This is a genomic window from Nitrosomonas cryotolerans ATCC 49181, from assembly GCF_900143275.1.
Taxonomy (GTDB): Bacteria; Pseudomonadota; Gammaproteobacteria; order Burkholderiales; family Nitrosomonadaceae; genus Nitrosomonas; species Nitrosomonas cryotolerans.
Genome location: NZ_FSRO01000001.1, coordinates 2,771,728 through 2,795,184, shown reverse-complemented (window position 1 = coordinate 2,795,184; position 23,457 = coordinate 2,771,728). Strand labels below are relative to the sequence as shown.

Sequence of the window (23,457 nt, the reverse complement as noted above, 5' to 3'; positions counted from 1 at the left end):
ACCCAGTTAAAGCTCAGACCATTTTGCTTGCGAATAGGTTGGGTTGTGTGCATTTTGTCTGTCACGATAGGTTGCGTTCGCACATGGATGCTTATTATCAATGGCAGGAGTAGATTAGCTGTCACGTAACCGCCCGCCGGTCGACTGAACTAAAGAAATAGCTTGCGTACCCGTGGCTGTAGCATGGCTGCACCCTGATCGGCATTGCCCCTTGTTTTGTTGCGCTAAAGCGCTGTTCGGGCTGTGGCCACCTGGTGGGGAAGATGTCGTTAAATGTACGTGAATGGAGATATCCTGCGTGCGGGCTAATCCGTGAGCGTAACGTCAACGCTGCGTTGAATTTTTTAATCGTCGGGCTGGCTGGATTAGCCCTTGTAAATGGCATCAAGCTTGTTTGCATTTGGGTGCTCTCGGGTTGCAGTCATTGAATTGGCATCTTCTCCCTTTATGGGGAGGTAATCAAAAAGATGCTGTGCCAGGTGTTTACGTATGACCACCGTGGTCGTTGGATGCGGGACGGTTGATCGAGACCGCCTGTTTTTTGTGATGACGGGAAATAGCTATTTTACTGGGTGATGTTCTGGTGCGCGGATCAAATGCATTCTGAACGGCATCGGCAAATAGGTTGGCACAGAGTACGAGTGTAAACATAAAACTAAATGCGGCGAACAGAGCCCACCATACCATGGGTTCACGCGCCATTTCCAGGCGTGCGGCATTAATCATGTTACCGAAGCTGGTCATAGAAGGGTCGACACCGACGCCGACATAAGACAACACGGCTTCTGCCAGAATCAATCCACTGAAATCCATGACGGTAACAATTAATACAATATGCATCACATTGGGAAGAATATGACGACTGATAATGCGCCAGTGGGAAACACCAAATGCGTGCGCGGCCTGGATATATTCCATTTCACGTAATTTCAAGGTTTCGCCGCGTAATAAACGGCATAGGCCGGTCCAACTGGTGATGCCCAGTATGACACAAAGAAATAACAACCGTAAATCGGCTCGCGCTGCACTGGTATCGAATAGATCCGGATGGGTTTCGATGTATACCTGCATAATGAGTACGGCAGCTGCAATCAGCAAAACGCTGGGGATTGAGCCCAGGGTCGTGTAGGTATACTGAATCACGTCATCTATCCAGCCTCGGAAATAACCCGCCGTAATCCCCAGTAGTAATGCGAAGGGCAGCATAATGAGGGTAGTGAGTGTCCCGATGACTAATCCGGTACGGATGCTCTTGAGCGCTTGATAGAGCGTATCCTGTCCCACCTTATCGGTTCCAAGAACATGATAATGTGTGGATAACAGCGATGCCGCCCCCGCAAGCGAGAGTATGATGGCCAGCGTAATCAATATGGCTCGCCAGGGTATTTCTGTGGCACCCCGTCCGATAGCAGATAATGATTGCAACAGGCTCTGGGCATTTCGACGGGCCAATATGATACTGAGGCAGAGAGTCAGTCCGGCCCATATTAGCAATCCCAGTCCGATACCTTTTGCCGTCCGCCATAAAATATCTGTTTTATGTTGTGTTTCAGGGTGTTGCAAATGTGCGCCGCCAAATTCCAAACGGGTAAATTCCCGTGTGCGTTTGCCATCTGGCAGATCCACGTTTTCTTTTGTGTACAGGTGTGTGGCCAGAGGTGCTGAATAAGTTTTTTCTACACGGGTACGCAGAGGGGTGACTATGACATCGAAAAGGCTGAGTACTTCAACGCTATACACTATTTCACCCTGATGATCCCTGTTTTCAAGTGCTGGCCTGAAATGCAGCGTATCCAATAAGCCAATAGTGATAAAGAAGCATAAAACCGTCAATGAAACCATACCGCTGGTACTATGGCAAACACGCTGCCAGGAATCCAAAAGGTGTTTGTTTTTCCGCGCAGACCAGGCAAAAGCGATGACTATGATGACTAACAGATAGATCAAGGCATCGGTCCACAGAATAACGGGGCTAATAGGCATAGTGATCGTTATTTAAGAGATGGTGGTAGCAAATGAAAATCTGGTTTTAAATAAAATAAATGTGAAATGCCGGTAGCAGCGACATTAACCCGCTTATTCAGCGTGATGGTTAAGCGAGCACTCGTATTATTATGCATCATCTTATGATGAATTGTGGTATTGCATATTTTCTGGTCAGGCATGACTGTAACAGAAGCGTTGATGGATACGATAAATTTGATTGTGGTTGCCTGTCTTTGATAGTTATCAAAGATCACCGATGAAATAAAAATATTCTCATGATCGATATGGAGCGATGCATACCTTCTGTCTTGCATCCTACTGTTAATTAACTGCGAAGTTAGGTAATATCTATTACGGACAGTAGCTTATTTGTGAGGCAGGTTTGTTTTATTCTTACCATTGATAATGACATGATGATTGATTCGATACGATTGCTCTGCCGGGTCGGCAAAACGGTTTTTTTGTTATCGTTAATGCTCGTTGTTAGCGTATGGACAGCCGAAGCTAAGACACTACATAGCCAACTGACCCAATTCTCCGTGATTGCGTCTGTTGATATGAGTCTGCCAGATGTGCACCGGTTTTATTCTGCGCGGGAATATCAACCTGTCTGGGTAGAATCTAATCAACCGTTATCACGGCTTGATGATGCGCTTGCCTTTATTGAAACAGCCGATGCTGAGGGACTGAATAGCGCCGACTACCGATTGCAGCGGTTGCGACAGCTTCGGTCGCAGATTGATCATACAGCCAATGCATTATTTGAACTGGAGTTGGGAACAACACAGGCACTGTTGATGCTGGCGCGAGATTTGAAAAGTGGTTATTTGCCCGCATCCATAGCCGATCCTGACTGGCATATTCCACAGCAGCTCTTTGATCCGGTTCCTTTCTTGCTGGAAGCGCTAGCTGCGGATAGTCTGTCAAGTGCACTGGTGAGCTTGTCACCAGCGTCTCCGAGCTATCAATTACTGAAAAAGGCATTGGCGCGTTATAGAAAATGGGTAACTAACCAAACCGCCTGGACTCAGCTGCCCGATGTTTCACTCATCAGGCCGAACGGCATTCATGCGGTGATCCCGTTAATCCGGAATCGAATAGCAGAAGCATACAAATTGTATGATATTGCGGCATACAACATTAAGCAGGATCAGAGTAAACACTATGATGATGCGCTGGTGAACGCGATCAAAGTATTTCAGGCACAGCATGGATTGAATGCAGATGGGGTTATTGGAAAAAAGACAGTGCGTGCGCTGAATATGACGCCTGAAGGGAAGATTCGTCAGTTGCGTCTTAATCTGGAACGCCTTCGCTGGCTGCCCGCGCATTTAGGCGAACGCTATTTATTGGTTAATATAGCGGGTTTTAGATTGACGGCCGTAGAGCGGGGCGAACCTGCGCTGGATATGCGTATCATCGTGGGACATGATTATCGTTCGACACCGAGCTTCAGTAGCCGCGTTACACACCTGATTATCAACCCATTCTGGAATATTCCGGCGAGTATTGCCCGTCAGGATTTATTGCCGAAGCAGCAGCGTGATCCTGGATTCTTCGAAAAACAAGGGATCAAGGTCTATCAGAATTATGATTATAATTCTGAGCCGTTGGATCCGGATAGTATTGATTGGCAAGCCATAAGAAAGGGTTTTCCTTATATCCTGCGTCAGGACCCGGGTGTTAAGAATGCACTGGGCACTATTAAATTTATGCTGCCTAATCCATTTAGTATCTATTTGCATGATACTCCTTCGAAATCATTGTTTCAGCGTGATGTTCGGACATTCAGCTCAGGCTGTATCCGGTTGGAAAAACCAATGGCATTGGCGGGCATTGCGCTCAATAAAACAGGTGTCGTGCCCGATCTGGTTGCTAAAATGCGGGAAGGAAAAACGACTACAGTCAACTTGTCCAAGCCGTTGCCTATATACATTGTGTACATGACAGCCTGGGTGGATGAAAAAAGCAGCGTACATTACTCGCCGGATATTTACGGGCGAGATGCGCGGGCGCTAAATTTTGCGCGCTGGTAGCCTGAGTTTCTACAGATTACTGCTAACGTGATGGCAGAACTGTGCTACAGTAACCTCACCATTTGGAGGGGTAAGGATGTTTACACAAGAATCTGCTGATTATAATCAACAACAAACGATTAAATCCAATCTGAATCGTCGTCATTTTTTAAAAGCTGGCCTGGGTGCCTGCGCATTAATCGCATTACCTACAGCACAAGCGAAGATACTCAATATATCAGAGCGAAGGCTTTCTTTTCTGAATTTACACACCGGCGAGCGTGTCCAATCAACGTACTGGGCTGAAGGTCAATATATACCGGAAGCGTTGCAGGCGATTGAGATGGTATTACGCGATCATCGTACTGATGAGCGGTGTGCTATCGATCCAAATCTACTTAATGTGTTGCAGCTACTGCGTAGTGAGATTGGGACAACTCAGGAATTTCATGTGATCTCGGGATATCGATCAGCCAGCACGAATGCCATGCTAATGGCAAGTAGTGGCGGTGTAGCCAAGAAAAGTTTGCATATGCAGGGCAAAGCCATTGATATCCGGTTGCCGGGGCAGATGTTGTCTACCTTGCGTAAGGCGGCTTTATCTCTGGAAGCAGGGGGCGTCGGATATTATCCAGCATCCGATTTTTTACACATTGATACGGGCCGGATACGCGCCTGGTAAGCATGCAATACCTTCACTTCATCTAACTAGAACAAGCTGTCATTGAAATTTCATTGTGAATCTGCTTCGGACGATCAACACGGCTATCAGATTCAATCAGTACGGTTATCAAACTCATGTGGCGCTAATGCTGTCTTTACATCACTTCGGTTTACCTGCCTGTCTGTTGTAGAAATTGAGTGATCGCGATAAATAAACAAGAGCGATACTTTTATGAAGAAAATAATAAGATCAACGATAGTTTTATTTGCTTTTTTTATGCTGCATCCGGTCGTAACCTATGCGGAATCCGTTGCTGTTGCCGGTGACAAGATTTTCATAGCGGATGGCGGACTGATTGTCAGAAATCTTCTGAATGGTCAGATCAGTCAGTGTGCCGACCCCTTGCTGGATCCCGCAGGGAATCTGCTGGCTAATGATTTGCTGGCAACTGCAACCGATGTGGTAATTGAAGCAGATTATGCTGTTGTTACCATCCATCCGTTTTCTGAAACCGGTCCAATAGTAGACGCGGTCGCAGTTGATGTATCAAGCTGTCTGGTTCCTAAAGCAGTGATCAGTGTCGGAGAATGTATTTCTACGGTCAACCTGGATGATGGTATCTTGATCATTCCCTGCGTTGAAATTAATGGTGTGGTGAATACGGTTCATATGCAACGTCGGGGCAAGTCATCGAATTGGGAAGTTTCTTTCCTGGGTGATAATCCTGCATTGGCTCACTATCATCATCACGATCACGATCACGATCACGATCACGATCACGATCATGATGACGATGACTAGCCGTCGCAACTAAGTGAATGCAGTTCTATTCTGATCGCAAGGCTTCGACGGGATTTAATTTGGCCGCACGCATCGCCGGGATGACCCCGGCAGCCAAACCAATGAATACGGACAAGCCCAATGCACCCAGCACATAATCCCAGGGTGTACTGACAGGCAGGTTATCTACCCAAATTTTAAGTAGCCAGGCAATCCCGCTTCCGATGGCTAATCCAGCGAGACCGCCGAGTGTGGAAAGTATGATGGATTCCATTAAGAATAAAAGGCGAATACGTGCCCGGGTTGCACCCAATGCCGCCAGCAGGCCGATTTCAGAAATCCGTTCGGTGACCGCGATATGCATCAAGGTTATCATGCCGACAGCGCCGACTAATAAAGAAATGCTGCCTAATGCGGCGACCGCAAATTGCAATACATTTAACACAGTATTGAGTGTGGTTAGCATCTGTTGTTGAGGTGTGAGCGTGAAATCCTCACGTCCGTGACGTGCTATCAGAATGCGGCGAGCGTCCGCCATTATTGCGGGTAGTGGCGCATCCGGTGGATAGGCCATATTGATTTCCATTAAACCTTCCCGATTGAAGACTTCCAATGCTCGTGTCGTTGGAATATAAACGGTATCATCCAGATCGAACCCCAGTACCTGTCCTTTAGATGCCATGACCCCGATGATACGAAAGCGGGATGAACCTACCTGCAAAATACTGCCCAGAGGGTTGGCCTGGCCAAATAATTCTGTTCGTACCTTGGAACCCAGTACAGCGTAAGCACGTGGATTTCGTGGGTCATCAGCAGGTAAAAATTGGCCAGTTGCTACCGTCATGTTGAAAACATGGAGAAAATCAGGACTTTGTCCATAGACAGTGACACGCCGACTGCGCCCCTGAGCACGGACCTCTGCATTACCCATTACACTGGCATTGATATATCGGGCATAATGGGAATGTTTGAGTGCAATAGCGTCTTCGATAGTCAGCAATCGCGCACTGCCAATTGCACCTAGCGATCCGCCATGTGTATTAATTTTACCGGGTGTGATATTCAGGATATTGGTGCCAAACTGGGTAAATTCCGACAGTACAAATTGCTGTATTCCTTCACCAATCGAAGTTAGTAGAATGACTGCTGCAATGCCTATTGCAATACCCGTTGTAGATAAAAAGGTACGTAAACGGTGTGCCGTCAAAGAGCGAAATGCAAAATGGAATGTATCGGCGAGATTCATTTTTTATTGAGCGCCGTTACCGCATCAAGCCGAGCTGCCCGCCTGGCCGGGAACAAGCTGGCGAGAATGCCGGTGAGCAAGGCAACAGAAATGCCGGCTAAACTCGCCCAGACAGGTGCCCAGGCTGGTAGTTGGGGATAGGCCAGCCGCAACGCCAGGCTGCCTAGTTGGCCTAATAAAAAGCCAATGGATGCACCCGCCAGGGATAACCAGAGTGCTTCGGCAAAAAACAGGTGACGAATATCAGCAGCACTGGCGCCAATTGCTTTGAGTAAGCCAATTTCTGATGTGCGCTGACTGACTGCTACCAGCATGACATTCATGACTAAAATACCGGCAACAGCCAGACTGATGGCGGCGATACCTGCAACAGCCAGGGTCAGAGCACGCAGAATACGATCAAAGGTCTTGAGCACGGCATCTTGTGTGATGACGGTAATATCATCTTCACCATCATGGCTTTGCTTCAGGGTTGCCTGTATGGCTTGTTTTGCAGACTGAATATCCAGACTGCTTTTCGCCTCAATCAGAATACGAAACAGCGATGACGTATTGAATAAGGCCTGTGCGTGTTCAATGGGAATAATAACAATTTCATCGGTGTTATAACCCATGCTTTCACCTTGTGAAGCCAATACACCTGAAACAAGAAAACGTCGCTCCCCCAGTCGAACGCGTTGACCGATGGCCTGGCTGCGGGGAAAGAATTCATGCGCTAATTTGGCCCCGAGCACGATTTGTGCGCTGTGTTCTGAACCTTGAGAAAGAAAATGACCCTGGGCCAGATTCATATGTCGTATGGGTATCAAATCAGCGGTACTGCCGAGTACAGTGACTTCACGTAAGCGATTGGCCGCGCTCAATTCTATTGCACCCACATTGAGTGGCGCGTAGCGTCTGATTTGCGGCAGACGACCGAGCAGTTGAGCATCCTTCAGCGTTAAATCGCGGGGTGTTTGTCCCAATGCGGCGCCGAGAAATGCACCTGAAGTCTCTGCGCGTCCGGGCATGACAATAATCAGATTGGTTCCGATTGATGAGAACTGGTTTGCTACATATTGTCGCGCACCATCGCCTAGTGCGGTTAGCATGATCACCGCCGCAACCCCGAGCGCCATTGCCAGGATAATCAGCAATGAACGAGTACGGTAACTCGTAATGGCTTTAAAGGATAGAGAGAGCGTGTCATAGAGTGTCATGGCTCATCTGCCACAATTTTTCCATCGCGCATGGCAATATGGCGATGTGCACGTGCACCCAGTTCACGGTCATGGGTCACGATGATAAGCGTTGTCCCGGCTTGGTGCAGGTTTTCCAGCAGCAGCATGACTTCTGCTCCGATATGATGATCCAGATTACCGGTTGGTTCATCTGCCAGTATCGCAGCTGGACGTAAAATGGTAGCGCGGGCGATAGCGACACGCTGCCGTTGACCACCGGATAATTCGGCTGGTCGATGCCGGGCACGGGATTTGAGATCAAAGGCGTGTAATGCTTCATCGACCCGCGATTTGCGTTCGTCTGGCGAAATTCCGCCCAGTATTAAGGGTAATTCAATGTTTTCCGCAGCTGTTAAGCGGGGCACCAAATGAAATGATTGAAACACAAATCCAATTTTCTCTCGCCGTATTCTTGCCTGTTCGGTCTCAGTCAGATGGGTTACATCTTGACCATCAAGCTCGTAGTGGCCGCTATCGGGTCGATCGAGCAAGCCGATAATATTAAGTAGTGTCGATTTGCCGGAACCGGATGCCCCCATGATAGAAACGTATTCACCTGATGCAATATCCAGATTAATTTGATTCAGTGCATATACGGCTTGATCACCCATATGAAACATGCGTGTAATGGCAGAGAAATGAATCATGGTTCACTATTCTTTGGTTGTACGTGAAGGCCTGCCTGAATATCGCCCTGATCGAATGATGACACGACTTGATCACCGGCTTTAAGACCGCTAAGTATTTCTGTAAATCCCCAGTTAGCTAGCCCGGTTTCGAGGCTGCGTTCCTCCAGCTTATTATTGGCATCCACTACCAGTACCTTGTTATTTTGCCGAATAGTCTGAGTGGGCACACGTAATACGTTGTCATGTTTCTCGATAATGGCTTCCACATCAGCGCTATATCCTACCAGCAAAGGATATTTCGGAATCTGTGCAAAATCGACTTCAATATCAACGGTACGGGCTTGTTTCTCGATTTCGGTAACATAAGGCGCAATCCGGCGTACTCGTCCATCAAAAATCCGTCCTGGCATCGCATCTAGTGTGATGCGGGCCGGCTGCCCAATTTTGATTTTGGGGGCATCCACTTCATCCATGGGCGCACTGACATAAAGGCAGCTGTCATCAATCAGATCAATTGTCGGTGGTGTAGGAATACCGGGAGGTGAAGGTGTGGTGTATTCACCCAGCTCACCCGTAATGCGTGCGATGATACCTGCAAAAGGTGCCGTCAGAATGGTGCGTTCTAATCCGGCTTCTATGACTTGAATTTGAGCTTGTGCGCGCTTGATGTCAGATGTGGCTGCATCACAACTGGCCTGATGAGCTTGCGCATTAGCATCCGCGTCTTCAGCTCGTTGTGAACTGACAAAATGCTTATCAACGAGTTGTTGCGTACGTACTGATTCGCGCCGTGCGTTCTCAGCAATAATGCAGGCCTCGCGACTCCGTTTTCTGGCAATGGAAAGTTGACGCCGCGCCAATTCGCGCTGGGCAACCAGATCAGCGTTCCACAATTCCAGTAGGGCCTGATTCTTTTCAACGCGCTGGCCTTCATGTACCCACAGTCTGGCAATTTGACCGCCCGATACCGGTGCCAGGTTAGCGCGTCGACACGCCTTGATGGTGCCTGCGCGGGTGTTAACTATGGTTGCTTCTACTGTGCCCCGTGTAACAGTGACCAAATCAACGGCTGTAGGCTCAGGCCGTGTGGCATACCAGCCTGCAAAAACCAGAACGATAATAGCGGCGATAATGATTGCAAAACGAAAAGATGTTTTTGTGGCTGGCATAATGGCAAGTGGAATTCGTATGAGTAGCAATATAACATTTTGTTTTGTTCAGGCGGAAAACGTTATTGGATAAACTCAAACATAATGCGCCAGTGATTGATTGATCAATTGAATGATTAATAGTTTTATTCCTGCCAGGGAATCATCCCCGCTTGAATTTCATTTCAGATGGGCATATTCTGTGCTTTCAAGGAAGATTCTGGAGATTACTTCGGAAAATTTCAAATTGAGTGTTCTTGTTTTGTCAGTGACTGATATCATGATCCGGAGAATTCAGAAATAGGATGTCGAGGCGGTTGACAGCAATCCAATGCATCTCATATCGTTATTATGTATCGGGAGACAGTTAAACAACACCAGTGCTGTTTCTCTTTATCAAATAGCGCGTAAAACTTCGTCCTTCAGGGCGGAGATATAAGCGCACAGGCGAAGCCTGTTTAATGCGGTCTTTGCTGTTGTTCAATATATTGCTTAATAATCGAGAGTGGTGCTCCACCACAACTACCCGCAAAATAGCTTGGACTCCAAAGCATATTACCCCAAAGCTTATTTTTAATTTCGGGATAATTCTTTTTGCGAATAAGTCGGCTTGAAACGCCTTTCAAACTATTTACCAAGTTAGAAATAGCAATTTTTGGTGGATAGTTAACTAAAAGGTGAATATGATCATGCTCACCGTTAAATTCCACCAATTCTGCTTCAAAATCCAAACACACGTTTTTAAATATTTCTTCCAAATCAATTAATACCCTTCCGGAGAAAACATCTCTACGGTATTTTGTTACAAAGATCAAATGAATATGAAGATTAAAAACGCAATGTCTTCCTGTTCTTACATCGTTATTAACTTGCATAGACCAATTCTTTTTTGTATAATTATAACCATGAAGCAGATTATACGCAAAGCCTTTAAATCTCGACTCAATCCAAATTCTGACCAAGTACAGAAGATGGTTGAGTTTGCGGGTGCTAATCGGTTTGTTTGGAATAAAGCCTTAGCAATGAATCTGTTCAGATTAGAGCAGAAACAGCCATTGCTTTGGTACAACGAGTTGTCATTTTGGCTAAAGCTATGGAAATCCTCAGAAGATTATGGATTTCTAAAAACCGTTCATTCTCAACCGTTGCAACAAGCCTTAAAAAACTTAGAAAAAGCGTTCAAAGACGGTTTTGATAAAAAACAGCCTTTAAAACGGATTCCAAAATTCAAGAAAAAAGGTTTGAGTGACAGCTTTCGTTATCCACAAGGATTTAAGCTGGAGCAAGAGTCTAGCAAAGTGTTCTTGCCTAAAATCGGTTGGGTGAAATATCGTAATTCACGCCAAGTCATTGGTGACGTTAAAAATATGACGATTTCCCGTAAAGGCAGTTATTGGTACGTGTCGATTCAGACTGAGTACGAGACCGAGCTAAAGCGTCATAGCTCAACCAGTATGATTGGTGTTGATATGGGCGTTACCCGCTTTGCAACCTTGTCAGACGGCTCATACGTAGAACCTTTAAACAGTTTCAGAAAGTTATCAAAGAAACTGGCTTTTGAACAGCGTAAGCTGTCTAAAAAAGTCCGTTTCTCTGCTAACTGGAAAAAGCAGAAACAAATCATTACCCGACTGCATGAGCGTATTGCCAATGCTCGTTTAGACTTCTTACACAAAACCTCAACCGAAATCAGCAAAAATCACGCAATGGTCGTAGTTGAGAATTTAAAGATAGGAAACATGTCTAAGAGTGCCAAGGGCAGTGTTGAAAAGCATGGTAAAAACGTCAAAGCGAAATCGGGTCTAAACAAATCCATTCTTGACCAAGGATGGGGAATGTTCGTTTCGTTCTTGGAGTATAAACAGGCTTGTTCAGGCGGGGATGTATTGAAGGTAAACCCTCAATACACCTCTCAAACCTGCCCTAGATGTCAACATGTTAGTCGTGACAATCGCAAAAGCCAAAGTGCTTTTGAATGTACAGAATGTGGATTTAAAGCCAATGCCGACTTGGTAGGTGCCTTGAATGTACTTGAGCGAGGACATCGCTTGTTAGCCTGTGGAGTTGAAACGTTAGTTTCGTCTAAGAAGCAGGAACCAGTAGGCAGTAGCAATACAAACCTACTCTTAACGGCTTAATAAGTCGCTAGGAATCCCCTTCGTTTAGGAAGGGGAGGATGTCAATGATTGCGAATACGAAACTAGATTGGTGTCATCAGTGCAATCATTGTATTTGGAGGAAACGCATTCTTGTCGGTTTATGGATGATCGGCGGAATTAAGTTGTTTTTACCAGTCGGAATCTGTTGAGAGGATGAGTGCAAAAGCGATTAGAATGCGGCAGGAATAGGCGTTCTCTGGAATAGTGCGGTGATCAATCCAGCGATGCGTGATAAATGAAAAGCGACCAGTAGAGAAATCCATGAATATATCGACTAAATCTGCGTCAATATGGCACCACTCCTTAATCCTGTCGAGTGGGGCCCAACCGGCCAACATATCGGCTATGCGGCCAATAGATAGTGATTATGGCGCGCTGGATCCCAGAACTTTTGATGCGATGGAGGTCGATGCACTGTTTGATGTGATTAATCTGACACAAACGCATATGGGTCATCTGATTCTTTATCGTTCATTGGCACGCCCGATTAGTGATGCTCAGGCGCTGATAGAAAAACAGGCAGCGGTGCGTGAGCTCGAATCAAATCCTGAAATGCACGGTATTCTAAAGCATTTTATCGAAAATATGGCCGTGGGTGAAAAGGCGCTTTATCCGTTGCTTTATGGTGAATTTATAGGAGGCTTGTCTAGCGACGAGCCACTCAGTGATTCGAACAAACTAACGTTTGGTGGCTATGGATATCGTCAATATATTAATGGGACCCGATTTGTAGTGGATCTGGTTGAAGCGGTCAATGCATTTCCCCAGCCACAAACGCCGTATCTGCATAGCCTGTTTGGTGCTATTCGTGATTTCGGGCGGTCTCGCATCTATGCTTTAATGCGCGGACCGGTTTACCTGGTGGATGGAAAGTTCAAAACACAGCAGGAAAAACCCCGCTTTTGGCCTATACCTCGTTTTCGTCCCTCTATGATTAAGCCGGTTCCAATGCTCATTTTTATGGCAGCAATCAGCGGTATTCTGTATGCTTTTCAGATGATGCTGCCGGAATTAGGTGCCTCTTATATGGGTTATGGGATTTTGGCCCTGATTATAATAGCGATTCCAATTATCCTGCTTGCGATCAGGGTTTCTGATCGTGATTCGATTATTTATCCGTTGCGTAAACAGTTTCGGCAAAGCCAGGATCTGGCTAAAGCGCTGGAAGCGATGGGCATGATTGATGAATTGTTGTCTTTTCGTCGCTATGCCTTATCGACTGATGGTGTGGTCACATTACCCGACATACTGGATGCACAACACCACGTGCTGAACGTGACGGCAGCACGGAACCCATTGCTGGACAAAGTTTCTCCGGATTTTGTTCCGAATGATATTGCATTGGATCAATCGGAGCGATTGCTGATTATCACGGGGCCGAACAGCGGTGGTAAAACAGCCTACTGCAAAACGGTCGTTCAGGTTCAGTTGCTCGGTCAAATTGGTTGTTACATTCCAGCTTCACGTGCGCAACTGGTACCGGTGGAGCATTTTTTCTATCAGGTGCCCGATCCCGGTCGCCTGGATGCTGAAATAGGGCGTTTTGGCCATGAATTAAAGCAAACTCGCGAGATTTTTTTTAATGCCACGTCGCGGAGTCTTGCCGTGCTGGATGAGCTTTCAGAAGGGACTACTTTTGAAGAAAAAATGACGCTGTCCGAGTATATTCTGAAGGGCTTTTATAAGCTTGGAACCAGTACGTTATTGGTCACGCATAATCATGAATTATGTGAGCGTTTACAGGGTGAAGGGATTGGTAAGTATTTACAGGTTGCGTTTGCAGCACATGGTCCAACGCATCAACTGATTCCTGGGATTTCTCGAGTCAGTCATGCTGAGCACGTTGCAACCAGAATCGGCTTTAGCAAGGAAGATGTAGAAAAACATCTGGCTGCCCGTCGCTCACCATCTAATTTACCCGATGAACCTGTAACATAAAATCGTTATATCATGCCCGTCTTTAGGTGGGGAGGATGTCTCAATCAATCCAGAATGTGCTTTCATGTTGAAGCATACGCCATTTGTGTGTCGCGTGATTACGGCACATGCCGTAACGGAATGAGGGTGGTAGTACAGGTAAGCTAAAACGTAAATCAAAAAACCAGACGCAAGTCTCATCTGTTTTGTGTTGAATACGTTCGAGTGCCGGGAATACTGAAAATCGCCTGAAATCAGCCAAGTCGGGTTGATACCAGGCTGTACGCGCCAGCGTGGTATCAGCAGAAGGTTTGCCCAGTAACGAGTAATATTGCCAATGTGCCATCGTAGTATGCTGGTAGGCGGTCATAAATTTTTGTAACAAATTCACATCAGAAGTGTGTGTAATTGTGTCTTGAGTATGGCCTAGATTGATCAATGCAACATGATAGTGTTGTTCATGATTCACAATTACTTTCCAATGCAAAGGTGAAAAAGGTTGTGGCAATACATTGATTTTAGTATGCGGATATCCCTGTGCTTCCGCAAAAGCCTGGCCTGTATTGATGGCGCGTTCCTGTAGTATCCATAGAGATAGAACATATCCGAAAAGGCCGATGAATGCCGGTATAGCTACGATCTTCTGTCGTGGAAAAATGAAGGCACTAATGAGCCCCGCAATGATGAATAAACTAAACCATAAATCAACGACGAAAACCAGTGGTAAAGAAAAGCGCTGAAGCGTCAGTGGTGCAAAGAGCATGATTCCATATGCGGTAATGAAGTCACCTGCGATGTGAATCGCTATGCCAAGACAAGCCGGAATAAAAAAAGTTCTCCAGCTATAGCGTTTTCGTGTGATTCTGGAAAATAGCTGAGCCAGCAGGTAGGCCCATATAGGCAGCATAAGCAACGAATGGGTGGGACCCTGATGCCAATTCAGATAAGTTAACGTGTTTATAGCCCGCAGTACAAAATCCAGATCAGGAAAAGCAGCGGCGGCAAACCCGGCTGCCATTTGTATTCGTAAAGGCAGTCCATCCGTTTTGGATGTGGATCGGCTAGCCGTATATACAAGTAAAGCGCCACTTAAAGCGTGGGTAAGGGTATCCATATGAGCCGGATGAATTAACGCACTGTTTCGTCAGAAGCTGAGATGGCTGAGTGTGTCTTGTCAGATTGATGACATCGGTGATCATAAATGGTATGGTCCAGCCATTTGGCCAGACTTAAATGATCATCAAGAAATGTTCGCGTATGCCGCGAATCTTTCGAGGAATCACGCATCCAATAATAGAATGTCATCAGATAGAGTGTAGTCAGTGCAGTTTCTTCCAGCGCACGACGTATAGAAGTCGCATCCCGTTGTGCTGCCTCGCGTATCCACTGTACGGTACGACTGATGCGCATTAAGCCTGGAATCTGGATATGTAAATGTCCAGGTTCCAGCTTGCCGCAGATCATTTGCTTTGTCACCTGACGGTGGGGAGCGAGTGCGTCAAGCCAGGCCATGATGAGGCAATGTAAGCGCTGTTGTGTTGAAAGATTCAGGAAATGAGTCGAATGGGCTGTTTTAAGCATCAGGCTATCAGCACGATCAAACCAGGCATCAACCAGATCTTCCTTTTCTCGAAAATGAAGACGTATTTCATCCAGAGAGATATTCAATTCAGCGGCTATATCATAAAGGCGCACTGCTTCCCATGAAGAAAGTGATCCGAGCATGAGTGCGGTATCGATAATTGCTTCACGAAAATGATTGTTGTCGGGCATTGGATTATCCTCCTGCGTGAATTGGGCGTACGATAAGTCAGAAGTTTCGTATTGGCTATTTCTTAATGCGCTCCTGAGCCAATTTTCTGCGATAACTTGATGATCCGATTTCAAGTCATATGGTCGATAATGTGATTAATTTACCCTTATTAAGCTAATGGTCAATAGGGCGGAGTTAATTGCTTATTAATTTCTTTAATTTTGGAAATAAGTTTATAATTTGCGGCTCATTATATTGTGACAAGTGGCGTGCTATCCAGGGCATTTTCATCCGTTATCTTGCTAAAAGCGAGCCATGGGGAACAATCAAAATAAAAAAAGAAATTCTTTAGAAATAGGGGAATGTGGTTAATATGAAAAATGGATTAAGGTGTTTCGTGTTGTCTTTTTGTCTGCTTTTAGGAAATAGCAGCCTTGTTTTAGCCGATACGAACAGTGATATTGAGACTATTTTTAATTGGGCTGAGAATCATTACCCGGAGCTCTTCGTAGATCATCAGGTTACACAAAGTGTTGAGCCCTGGCGCTTCCGGTATTACCCTGCAACCGATATTTATGTCGGTATGAAAGATAACGAAATTTTTGTGTTAGGGGGACCTTGGGGACATGAGCATCCAACCTTCATTGAGACCACTGCAAGTTTATTAAGTCATATATCAACTACCGGAGAAAATGGCAGTATTGCTGGATGTAACACGACCGATGTCCCTGCGGGCATGGTATTTAGCCAGAATGGTGATGTGGTACAGGTTACAACGAATGGCCAGTGCATTGCACTTCCGGATGATGCTAATAGTAACCTTTGTGCGGTTCCATCTTCACCTGCAAGAACAGGTATTTCTGTGCTGGGAAGTAACCGTATGACTTCATCTGAAATCAAGGGAATCTCAATTGATATGCCAGGCATGCCGAATCCGGCCGGAGCGCTGCAGGATTCTTTTGCAGGTACGTACTGTACTATGAATGCGCCGGAACAAACCGCCAATCTAATTGTTAACATGGATGTCTGCTACGATATGACAACACAGTTCGAATCTTTTCAGGATATTCCCGGAATGATTACAATTAATCCACCCGTTACCTTTTCTTTTGCAGGCACGGCTACCAGCCAAGTGGTGGGTGATTGTTTTGCAACCAATGCTACCGCTATTTTTGATGCTTTTACTGAGGAAAGCTGGTTCCGTCAGGCCGATGGGAGTTTTGCTCAGATCCGTTAAATTTGTCTGTTTTGTCAGACAGGAGTGGTTGGATCAAGTTGTATGCGCTATAGATAAAATCGGTCAGGCTTTGCTGTTTGTTTTGCTACTGTCTAAACAAACAGCATGAGCGTTGTTATGTTGGCACGGATACAGCTGAATAGTCATTGTATCTTTATTGTGAGGCCGCCACTCTGAGCCTGAAAGCTTATGGACAATATTGGCGGTTGATATTGAGGATGAAGAGGGGGCTATCAATAATTTATTGTGTTCTTCATCCATACGATATGTTATGCGACTCGATCAGTTTCTATAACGAACCATGATGGCTATCTGATCTTCCCTTTGTGCCGTTTATCTGCGCGCTCGTTTGCCCATTGCTCTGCTCGGCAGCCATTTTATAGTGATAAGTAGCCTTATCCTGATGAGCAGTTGCTATTTTCTCGTATTGATGAATCCGGTGCGCAACCCGCGATTTGATTTTCTGACCAGTTCTACCATAATAACTGCCACGGGGTTTATTCTTCAGAATGTCTTCTTGTTCTTTTATTTGTGCTTGCATTTTTCTGGCTGAATTTTCGTGTTGTTTTGCCAAAATATCATGATCGAGTTCATTGCTGTTATCTTGAACTGATGCAAACAGACTCATCGGTGCAAAAGCAAGTAATACAACCAATACTGATAAAACCTTAGAATATTTTCCTGTTTTCATGATAATGACTCCGGGTGATTTGACTGTTAATCAGTTTAGTGAATCGACACCCAGGTGTATATTAGGGAAACTATTGTTTTTTAATGGAGGAAACCATTGCTTTTGAGTGAGGGAAACCATTAGGTCGTATTTTCGTAGCTAGCTTATTGACAAACAGCCGTAAGGAGAATGGCTCGGATAGGTTCTCAGATTAAATCATCAGACTCATTGCAGCAAGAAAATATTTCTTCAGACTTTTACAAAAATCCTTGCCTGAAGTTTCAGGGTATTGTCTTAGGATATTGATTATAAAAGGTTAATTTTAAAACTGTTGGGGTTTTGCAAAGGTCTCTTCTTGATTTTATGTGCGTAAAGAAGGCCCTTAGTGTCCTTCTGAAATCCAGCGTGTAGCATAACGTATCAAATCGGCGCCATCTTTCAGATTCAATTTGGTCCGGATATTAAAACGATGGGTTTCAATTGTTTTAATACTGCGGTTAAGCAGCTTGGCAATGTCCTGACTGCTGTGGCCCGATCCAATCAAATGCAGTACTTCAAATTCACTGGGTGTCAGGGTGTTGATCAATTCTTCAGGCTCTGGATTGCCAGTTGCAATTCGATTCAGCAGCTTGGCATGCATTTTTTTGCTCAGATAAACATTCCCTTTTAATACTTCCCGGATAGCCATTACCAGTACTTCACCAGGTTCCTGTTTCATGACATAACCCCGTGCACCGGCCCGTAAAGCCCGTTCAGCATAAACCATTTCGTCATGCATAGAAACAAAAAGTACGGGTAGCGTGGGAATCAAAGTATGTATTTTTTTTATCACTTCGAAACCGGAAACGGTCTTGAGTGTCACAGCTAACAAAACAATATCGACAGCACTGTTCTGCTTGAGTATTGCCAGCGCTTCGCTACCATCACCAGCCTCAGCAAATACTTCCATATCCGGTTCCATATTGACGAGCATTGCAATACCGTGTCGCAACATGGCATGACCATCCACTAACATGACTTGTGCTTTTGAAGTTGGCATGCTAATCCATTCGCATTTCTAAGCGTACTGTTGTACCACCTTCGGCGCGCGGCAGGAATTCCAGTTGGGCACCCAGCTGCTTTGCACGATATTGCATAATCCTAATACCCATGCCTTGTATCGTCTCCTGTTTTGTATTGTTATCCGCAAAGCCGCAACCATCGTCACATATTGATAAACAGAGCATTTTTTCCTCAGTAGTCAACGATATTACCAGATGTTGTGCATGACCGTGACGTATTGCGTTATTGGCCGCCTCCTGGGCAATTCGATAAAGATTCAGCGCGATATTGTTATCATGAATAATAAATGTATTTTTATATGAAAAATCGCAGGTAATATTATAAGTCGTGGTTATACGCGCTGCCAATGTTTGCAATGCGGGTATCAAGCCATTGGCTTCAAGCTCAAATGGCAGCAATCCCTGTGCGAGCTGTTTAATTTGTATGACTATCGTTTGTGCCTGTGTTGCAATAGAAGCAGCGACTGCTGCCATATCTTCATTTCCGGTAGCAAATATCTTTTTCTCTAACGCTCTGACTTGATAGCCAATGGCGGCCACCTGCTGCCCAAGATTATCGTGCAGTTCCTGCCCGATCGTATGTTGTTGTTTTTCCGCGATAGAAACAAGTGCTCGCTCTAAATGCTTGCGTTCAAGCCAACTTCCCAGATCACTTGCGATGGTGTCAATGAGTTGTTGTTCTTCTTGCAATAGGAGTGGCTTGTCTTCAGGATAGAATACACTTAATTGACCCGATGCCTTTCCGTTGATGTTGATCTCTGATCGCAGCTCATGCGTTAAGGTTTGGTTATGATGCATAGAAGTGATTCGTCTCCCATCGATTTCGATCACGATAAATACATTTTCCGGATATTGCAATGCGGGTATCAGGTGCTTGAAAATCTGTTGACAGACGCTGTCTATCGTCAATTCCATTCCTATGCTACGGCGAATATCATAGAGACAGGTGATTTCCTTCAAGCGTTCTTGTAACTCAGATTCCTTATGACTTAGCTGTATAGAAAACTGTTTGGTTTTCGCTTTAGCGCGCCGTGTTTCCCGCCTCGATTTAATCAGTTTGCGTACAAACCAATTTAATAGCAGTATCTCGGCGATGATTAATCCAGCAAGATACAGTACGATAGTTTTTAACTTTTCAGTCGCCGGTCTGAGTAATTCTTCTTCGTCCAGTTTCAGTACCATGCCCAGTCCGATAACGGGTAATGGTGCATAGGCTTCAATTACCCGTATCCGACGGTAGTCTTTTACAGTCATCACGCCATTTTTTCCTTCCAGTGCATAATTCATTGGCACTGCCTCATCTTCGACCAGGTACGACAAGTGTTTAAATTTTACACCATCGATCTGACTCATCAGGCATGCAACTTCCTTTTCACTGTCTTCCGGTGGCGCACATAAAATAAATTCTCCCGTTTTGCCGATTTCTCTGATTTCATCAAAACTGCGGGTTAATTGCGGTAACGGGCTTTCCGTTATGATGCTGCCAATGCTGTGGCCGTTTCTATCCAGCACATCCTTGCGAGTACGCAGGATAAACTGTCCATTCCATAGCAAGGCTGTATGCATGTACTGATTCAATGGCAGTGATGGTATCTGGTTTCCCGAGAAATGACCTGCTTGTGACAATACGTTACCGTGTGTATCGTAAACGATTGCAGCGGAGAAACCAGCCTGTAGTAATGAATGGACTTTTTCTGTTAAGTCGTGCAGCGCGCGGGTGCTATTTGGTTGCACATTGAGTTGCTGTATTGATTGAGCCAGAAAAGGGGGGGTAGTCAATGTGCGTGTATTAGCCAAACCTCTTTCGATTTGGCTCTCAAGAAAATGTGCCTTGCTTTGTAATGCAACGCTAAGTCCTCTGCCGAGAGTAGATTCGAGTTGTTGTCGCATGACATCATAAACTGCGATACTCTTTGCCAGGGTTAATCCCATTAGCAGTAAACCACCAATAACGATGATCTTGTAATGACTATGAGTTAAAGACAAACGCAACGCTCCTTTTAAACAGATGGATTCATTAAAAAAGTATCCGAGAAACCTCGGCCCTCAGACTGGGGAGATAAGGATAGGGTTCCGGTTTTATCCAATTCAAGAATGGGAAGTGATACTTAGGAGTATGATTGGTTATTGTGCGCCCGTCCGAAAACGACCAAACTTACGATAGCCACCGTCATCAGGAATGTAGCAGAGCGGTATTTCATTTCCCTGTTGTGCGACGATGTGGTTCCAATAGAGCCGAAAGTGGCAGGTGTTATCGTTATCGGTATAGACGCTGAATTGACATGCTGTGCGACCCTCTCGGCAAGTAAAAGATGTTGCCAGGCGCCATTCATTCCGAGATTTTTGTAAAATCTCTTACCATAAGTTTTATGCTATGGATTATAAAGGGTTAATTTTTTGGCCATGGGGATTTTGCAAAGACCTCGAAGATTGTTCTGACCGGTCATCATGACATCGCTTTCTTAAGTTCTTCTAAAATCCATCGCGTGGCATAACGTACCAGATCGGCGCTGTCTTTTAGGTTTAATTTGGTCCGGATATTAAAACGATGGGTTTCAATTGTTTTGATGCTGCGGCCAAGCAATTTAGCTATTTCCTGACTACTATGCCCGGTTCCGATCAAATGCAATACTTCAAACTCACTGGGCGTCAGGCTGTTGATTAACTGCTTGGGTTCTGAGCGCCCCGTTGTAATTTGATTCAGCAGCTTGGTGTGCATTTGTTTGCTCAGATAGATATTTCCTTTTAATACTTCTCGGATAGCCGTTACCAATACCTCGCCCGGCTCCTGCTTCATGACATAACCCCGTGCGCCGGCTCGTAAGGCCCGTTCAGCATAAACCGTCTCGTCATACATGGAAACAAAGAGCACCGGTAGTGAGGGAAAATAGGTATGTAAATTTTTGATGACTTCCAAGCCGGAAACAGTCTTGAGTGTTACATCTAGCAAAACGATATCGACAGGATGGTTCTGTTTAAGTATGGCCAGTGCCTCGCTGCCATCCCCTGCTTCAGCGAATACTTCCATATCCGGCTCCATATTAACGAGCATTGCAATACCGTGTCGCAGCATGGCATGGTCATCTACCAGCATAACTTGTGCTTTTGAATTTGACATGTTAACCCCTGCGCCTTTTTAAACGCACTGCTGTGTCGTCTCCTGCCTGGATCGTAACATCTTTATCAAATAGCGCGTAAAATTTCGTCCTTCAGGGCGGAGATATAAGCGCACAGGCGAAGCCTGTTTAATGCGGTCTTTGCTGTTGTTCAATATATTGCTTAATAATCGAGAGTGGTGCTCCACCACAACTACCCGCAAAATAGCTTGGACTCCAAAGCATATTACCCCAAAGCTTATTTTTAATTTCGGGATAATTCTTTTTGCGAATAAGTCGGCTTGAAACGCCTTTCAAACTATTTACCAAGTTAGAAATAGCAATTTTTGGTGGATAGTTAACTAAAAGGTGAATATGATCATGCTCACCGTTAAATTCCACCAATTCTGCTTCAAAATCCAAACACACGTTTTTAAATATTTCTTCCAAATCAATTAATACCTTTCCGGAGAAAACATCTCTACGGTATTTTGTTACAAAGACCAAATGAACATGAAGATTAAAAACACAATGTCTTCCTGTTCTTACATCGTTATTAACTTGCATAGACCAATTTTTTTTGTATAATTATAACCATGAAGCAGATTATACGCAAAGCCTTTAAATCTCGACTCAATCCAAATTCTGACCAAGTACAGAAGATGGTTGAGTTTGCGGGTGCTAATCGGTTTGTTTGGAATAAAGCCTTAGCAATGAATCTGTTCAGATTAGAGCAGAAACAGCCATTGCTTTGGTACAACGAGTTGTCATTTTGGCTAAAGCTATGGAAATCCTCAGAAGATTATGGATTTCTAAAAACCGTTCATTCTCAACCGTTGCAACAAGCCTTAAAAAACTTAGAAAAAGCGTTCAAAGACGGTTTTGATAAAAAACAGCCTTTAAAACGGATTCCAAAATTCAAGAAAAAAGGTTTGAGTGACAGCTTTCGTTATCCACAAGGATTTAAGCTGGAGCAAGAGTCTAACAAAGTGTTCTTGCCTAAAATCGGTTGGGTGAAATATCGTAATTCACGCCAAGTCATTGGTGACGTTAAAAATATGACGATTTCCCGTAAAGGCGGTTATTGGTACGTGTCGATTCAGACTGAGTACGAGACCGAGCTAAAGCGTCATAGCTCAACCAGTATGATTGGTGTTGATATGGGCGTTACCCGCTTTGTAACCTTGTCAGACGGCTCATACGTAGAACCTTTAAACAGTTTCAGAAAGTTATCAAAGAAACGGGTTTTTGAACAGCGTAAGCTGTCTAAAAAAGTCCGTTTCTCTGCTAACTGGAAAAAGCAGAAACAAATCATTACCCGACTGTATGAGCGTATTGCCAATGCTCGTTTAGACCTCTTACACAAAACCTCAACCGAAATCAGCAAAAATCACGCAATGGTCGTAGTTGAGAATTTAAAGATAGGAAGCATGTCTAAGAGTGCCAAGGGCAGTGTTGAAAAGCATGGTAAAAACGTCAAAGCGAAATCGGGTCTAAACAAATCCATTCTTGACCAAGGATGGGGAATGTTCGTTTCGTTTTTGGAGTATAAACAGGCTTGTTCAGGCGGGGATGTATTGAAGGTAAACCCTCAATACACCTCTCAAACCTGCCCTGGATGTCAACATGTTAGTCGTGACAATCGCAAAAGCCAAAGTGCTTTTGAATGTACAGAATGTGGATTTAAAGCCAATGCCGACTTGGTAGGTGCCTTGAATGTACTTGAGCGAGGACATCGCTTGTTAGCCTGTGGAGTTGAAACGTTAGTTTCGTCTAAGAAGCAGGAACCAGTAGACAGTAGCAATACAAACCTACTCTTAACGGCTTAATAAGTCGCTAGGAATCCCCTTCGTTTAGGAAGGGGAGGATGTCAAACC

General features: G+C 45.0%; 22 protein-coding genes. 8 read left to right on the top strand and 14 right to left on the bottom strand.

Annotated elements, in window-relative coordinates:
- Positions 1-194: 194 nt before the first annotated feature.
- Entirely contained in the window at positions 195-428 is a 234-nt protein-coding gene (locus BUQ89_RS14680; protein WP_074202624.1) for a zinc ribbon domain-containing protein, read from the top strand.
- A 55-nt stretch (positions 429-483) separates the two neighbouring features.
- Here the strand turns inward: BUQ89_RS14680 and BUQ89_RS12495 are convergent, their stop codons facing one another.
- On the bottom strand, positions 484-1,983 hold the full coding sequence (locus BUQ89_RS12495; RefSeq protein ID WP_028461916.1) for an ABC transporter permease: 1,500 nt from the start codon (positions 1,981-1,983) through the stop codon (positions 484-486).
- A gap of 8 nt (positions 1,984-1,991) precedes the next feature.
- Entirely contained in the window at positions 1,992-2,300 is a 309-nt protein-coding gene (locus BUQ89_RS12490) for a hypothetical protein (protein WP_028461915.1), read from the bottom strand.
- A 159-nt stretch (positions 2,301-2,459) separates the two neighbouring features.
- Here BUQ89_RS12490 and BUQ89_RS12485 point away from each other — a divergent pair, with 159 nt between their 5' ends.
- From BUQ89_RS12485 to BUQ89_RS12475, 3 genes are all read left to right on the top strand, one after another.
- Positions 2,460-4,022 carry a L,D-transpeptidase family protein gene (locus BUQ89_RS12485; RefSeq protein WP_178377647.1) on the top strand — a complete coding sequence of 521 codons (1,563 nt, stop codon included), beginning with the start codon at positions 2,460-2,462 and terminating at the stop codon, positions 4,020-4,022.
- 76 nt (positions 4,023-4,098) lie between these two features.
- On the top strand, positions 4,099-4,683 hold the full coding sequence (gene mepK / locus BUQ89_RS12480) for a peptidoglycan L,D-endopeptidase MepK (protein ID WP_051537632.1): 585 nt from the start codon (positions 4,099-4,101) through the stop codon (positions 4,681-4,683).
- 213 nt (positions 4,684-4,896) lie between these two features.
- Positions 4,897-5,466, top strand: coding sequence for a hypothetical protein (locus tag BUQ89_RS12475; protein WP_028461913.1), 570 nt, complete (start codon positions 4,897-4,899; stop codon positions 5,464-5,466).
- Between the two features lie 25 nt (positions 5,467-5,491).
- Here the strand turns inward: BUQ89_RS12475 and BUQ89_RS12470 are convergent, their stop codons facing one another.
- The 5 genes from BUQ89_RS12470 to tnpA (BUQ89_RS12450) all read right to left on the bottom strand — a co-directional run bounded on the left by BUQ89_RS12470 (position 5,492) and on the right by tnpA (BUQ89_RS12450) (position 10,563).
- Entirely contained in the window at positions 5,492-6,691 is a 1,200-nt protein-coding gene (locus BUQ89_RS12470; RefSeq protein ID WP_028461912.1) for an ABC transporter permease, read from the bottom strand.
- On the bottom strand, positions 6,688-7,890 hold the full coding sequence (locus tag BUQ89_RS12465) for an ABC transporter permease (protein WP_028461911.1): 1,203 nt from the start codon (positions 7,888-7,890) through the stop codon (positions 6,688-6,690). The genes BUQ89_RS12470 and BUQ89_RS12465 overlap by 4 nt, the downstream gene beginning before the upstream one ends.
- Positions 7,887-8,558: an ABC transporter ATP-binding protein gene (locus tag BUQ89_RS12460; RefSeq protein WP_028461910.1), complete on the bottom strand. Its 672-nt coding sequence runs from the start codon at positions 8,556-8,558 to the stop codon at positions 7,887-7,889. Before BUQ89_RS12460 ends, BUQ89_RS12465 begins: the two co-directional genes overlap by 4 nt.
- Positions 8,555-9,709, bottom strand: coding sequence for an efflux RND transporter periplasmic adaptor subunit (locus BUQ89_RS12455; protein ID WP_028461909.1), 1,155 nt, complete (start codon positions 9,707-9,709; stop codon positions 8,555-8,557). The genes BUQ89_RS12460 and BUQ89_RS12455 overlap by 4 nt, the downstream gene beginning before the upstream one ends.
- A 437-nt stretch (positions 9,710-10,146) precedes the next feature.
- A complete protein-coding gene (tnpA, locus tag BUQ89_RS12450; protein ID WP_074202623.1) occupies positions 10,147-10,563 on the bottom strand; it encodes an IS200/IS605 family transposase in 417 nt (138 codons plus the stop codon).
- A 30-nt stretch (positions 10,564-10,593) separates the two neighbouring features.
- Between tnpA (BUQ89_RS12450) and BUQ89_RS12445 the strand changes: the two genes are divergently transcribed.
- Together BUQ89_RS12445 and BUQ89_RS12440 are read left to right on the top strand one after the other, a co-directional pair.
- Positions 10,594-11,826: an RNA-guided endonuclease InsQ/TnpB family protein gene (locus BUQ89_RS12445; protein ID WP_074202524.1), complete on the top strand. Its 1,233-nt coding sequence runs from the start codon at positions 10,594-10,596 to the stop codon at positions 11,824-11,826.
- A 282-nt stretch (positions 11,827-12,108) separates the two neighbouring features.
- Positions 12,109-13,785 carry a MutS-related protein gene (locus BUQ89_RS12440; RefSeq protein ID WP_051537753.1) on the top strand — a complete coding sequence of 559 codons (1,677 nt, stop codon included), beginning with the start codon at positions 12,109-12,111 and terminating at the stop codon, positions 13,783-13,785.
- A gap of 40 nt (positions 13,786-13,825) precedes the next feature.
- Here BUQ89_RS12440 and BUQ89_RS12435 read toward each other — a convergent pair whose 3' ends face one another.
- Both BUQ89_RS12435 and BUQ89_RS12430 read right to left on the bottom strand, forming a co-directional pair.
- Complete coding sequence (locus tag BUQ89_RS12435; protein ID WP_028462443.1) at positions 13,826-14,878, bottom strand: metal-dependent hydrolase; 1,053 nt, start codon at positions 14,876-14,878, stop codon at positions 13,826-13,828.
- Positions 14,879-14,892: 14 nt separating this feature from the next.
- Positions 14,893-15,537: a TetR/AcrR family transcriptional regulator gene (locus BUQ89_RS12430; protein WP_028462444.1), complete on the bottom strand. Its 645-nt coding sequence runs from the start codon at positions 15,535-15,537 to the stop codon at positions 14,893-14,895.
- A gap of 377 nt (positions 15,538-15,914) precedes the next feature.
- Between BUQ89_RS12430 and BUQ89_RS12425 the strand changes: the two genes are divergently transcribed.
- Positions 15,915-16,754, top strand: coding sequence for a hypothetical protein (locus tag BUQ89_RS12425; protein ID WP_245813058.1), 840 nt, complete (start codon positions 15,915-15,917; stop codon positions 16,752-16,754).
- Positions 16,755-17,043: 289 nt separating this feature from the next.
- Here BUQ89_RS12425 and BUQ89_RS12420 read toward each other — a convergent pair whose 3' ends face one another.
- From BUQ89_RS12420 to tnpA (BUQ89_RS12400), 5 genes are all read right to left on the bottom strand, one after another.
- Positions 17,044-17,445, bottom strand: coding sequence for a hypothetical protein (locus BUQ89_RS12420; protein WP_028462446.1), 402 nt, complete (start codon positions 17,443-17,445; stop codon positions 17,044-17,046).
- Between the two features lie 361 nt (positions 17,446-17,806).
- Positions 17,807-18,463, bottom strand: coding sequence for a response regulator (locus BUQ89_RS12415; RefSeq protein WP_028462447.1), 657 nt, complete (start codon positions 18,461-18,463; stop codon positions 17,807-17,809).
- Between the two features lies 1 nt (position 18,464).
- Entirely contained in the window at positions 18,465-20,471 is a 2,007-nt protein-coding gene (locus BUQ89_RS12410; RefSeq protein WP_051537755.1) for a sensor histidine kinase, read from the bottom strand.
- Positions 20,472-20,931: 460 nt separating this feature from the next.
- Complete coding sequence (locus BUQ89_RS12405) at positions 20,932-21,603, bottom strand: response regulator (RefSeq protein ID WP_028462448.1); 672 nt, start codon at positions 21,601-21,603, stop codon at positions 20,932-20,934.
- A gap of 127 nt (positions 21,604-21,730) precedes the next feature.
- Positions 21,731-22,147: an IS200/IS605 family transposase gene (gene tnpA / locus BUQ89_RS12400; protein WP_074202622.1), complete on the bottom strand. Its 417-nt coding sequence runs from the start codon at positions 22,145-22,147 to the stop codon at positions 21,731-21,733.
- A gap of 29 nt (positions 22,148-22,176) precedes the next feature.
- On the opposite strand from tnpA (BUQ89_RS12400), the gene BUQ89_RS12395 reads away from it, so the two are divergent.
- The gene (locus tag BUQ89_RS12395) at positions 22,177-23,409 is read left to right on the top strand and encodes an RNA-guided endonuclease InsQ/TnpB family protein (RefSeq protein ID WP_074202621.1); all 1,233 of its coding nucleotides are present in this window, start codon (positions 22,177-22,179) and stop codon (positions 23,407-23,409) included.
- Positions 23,410-23,457 lie beyond the last annotated feature (48 nt).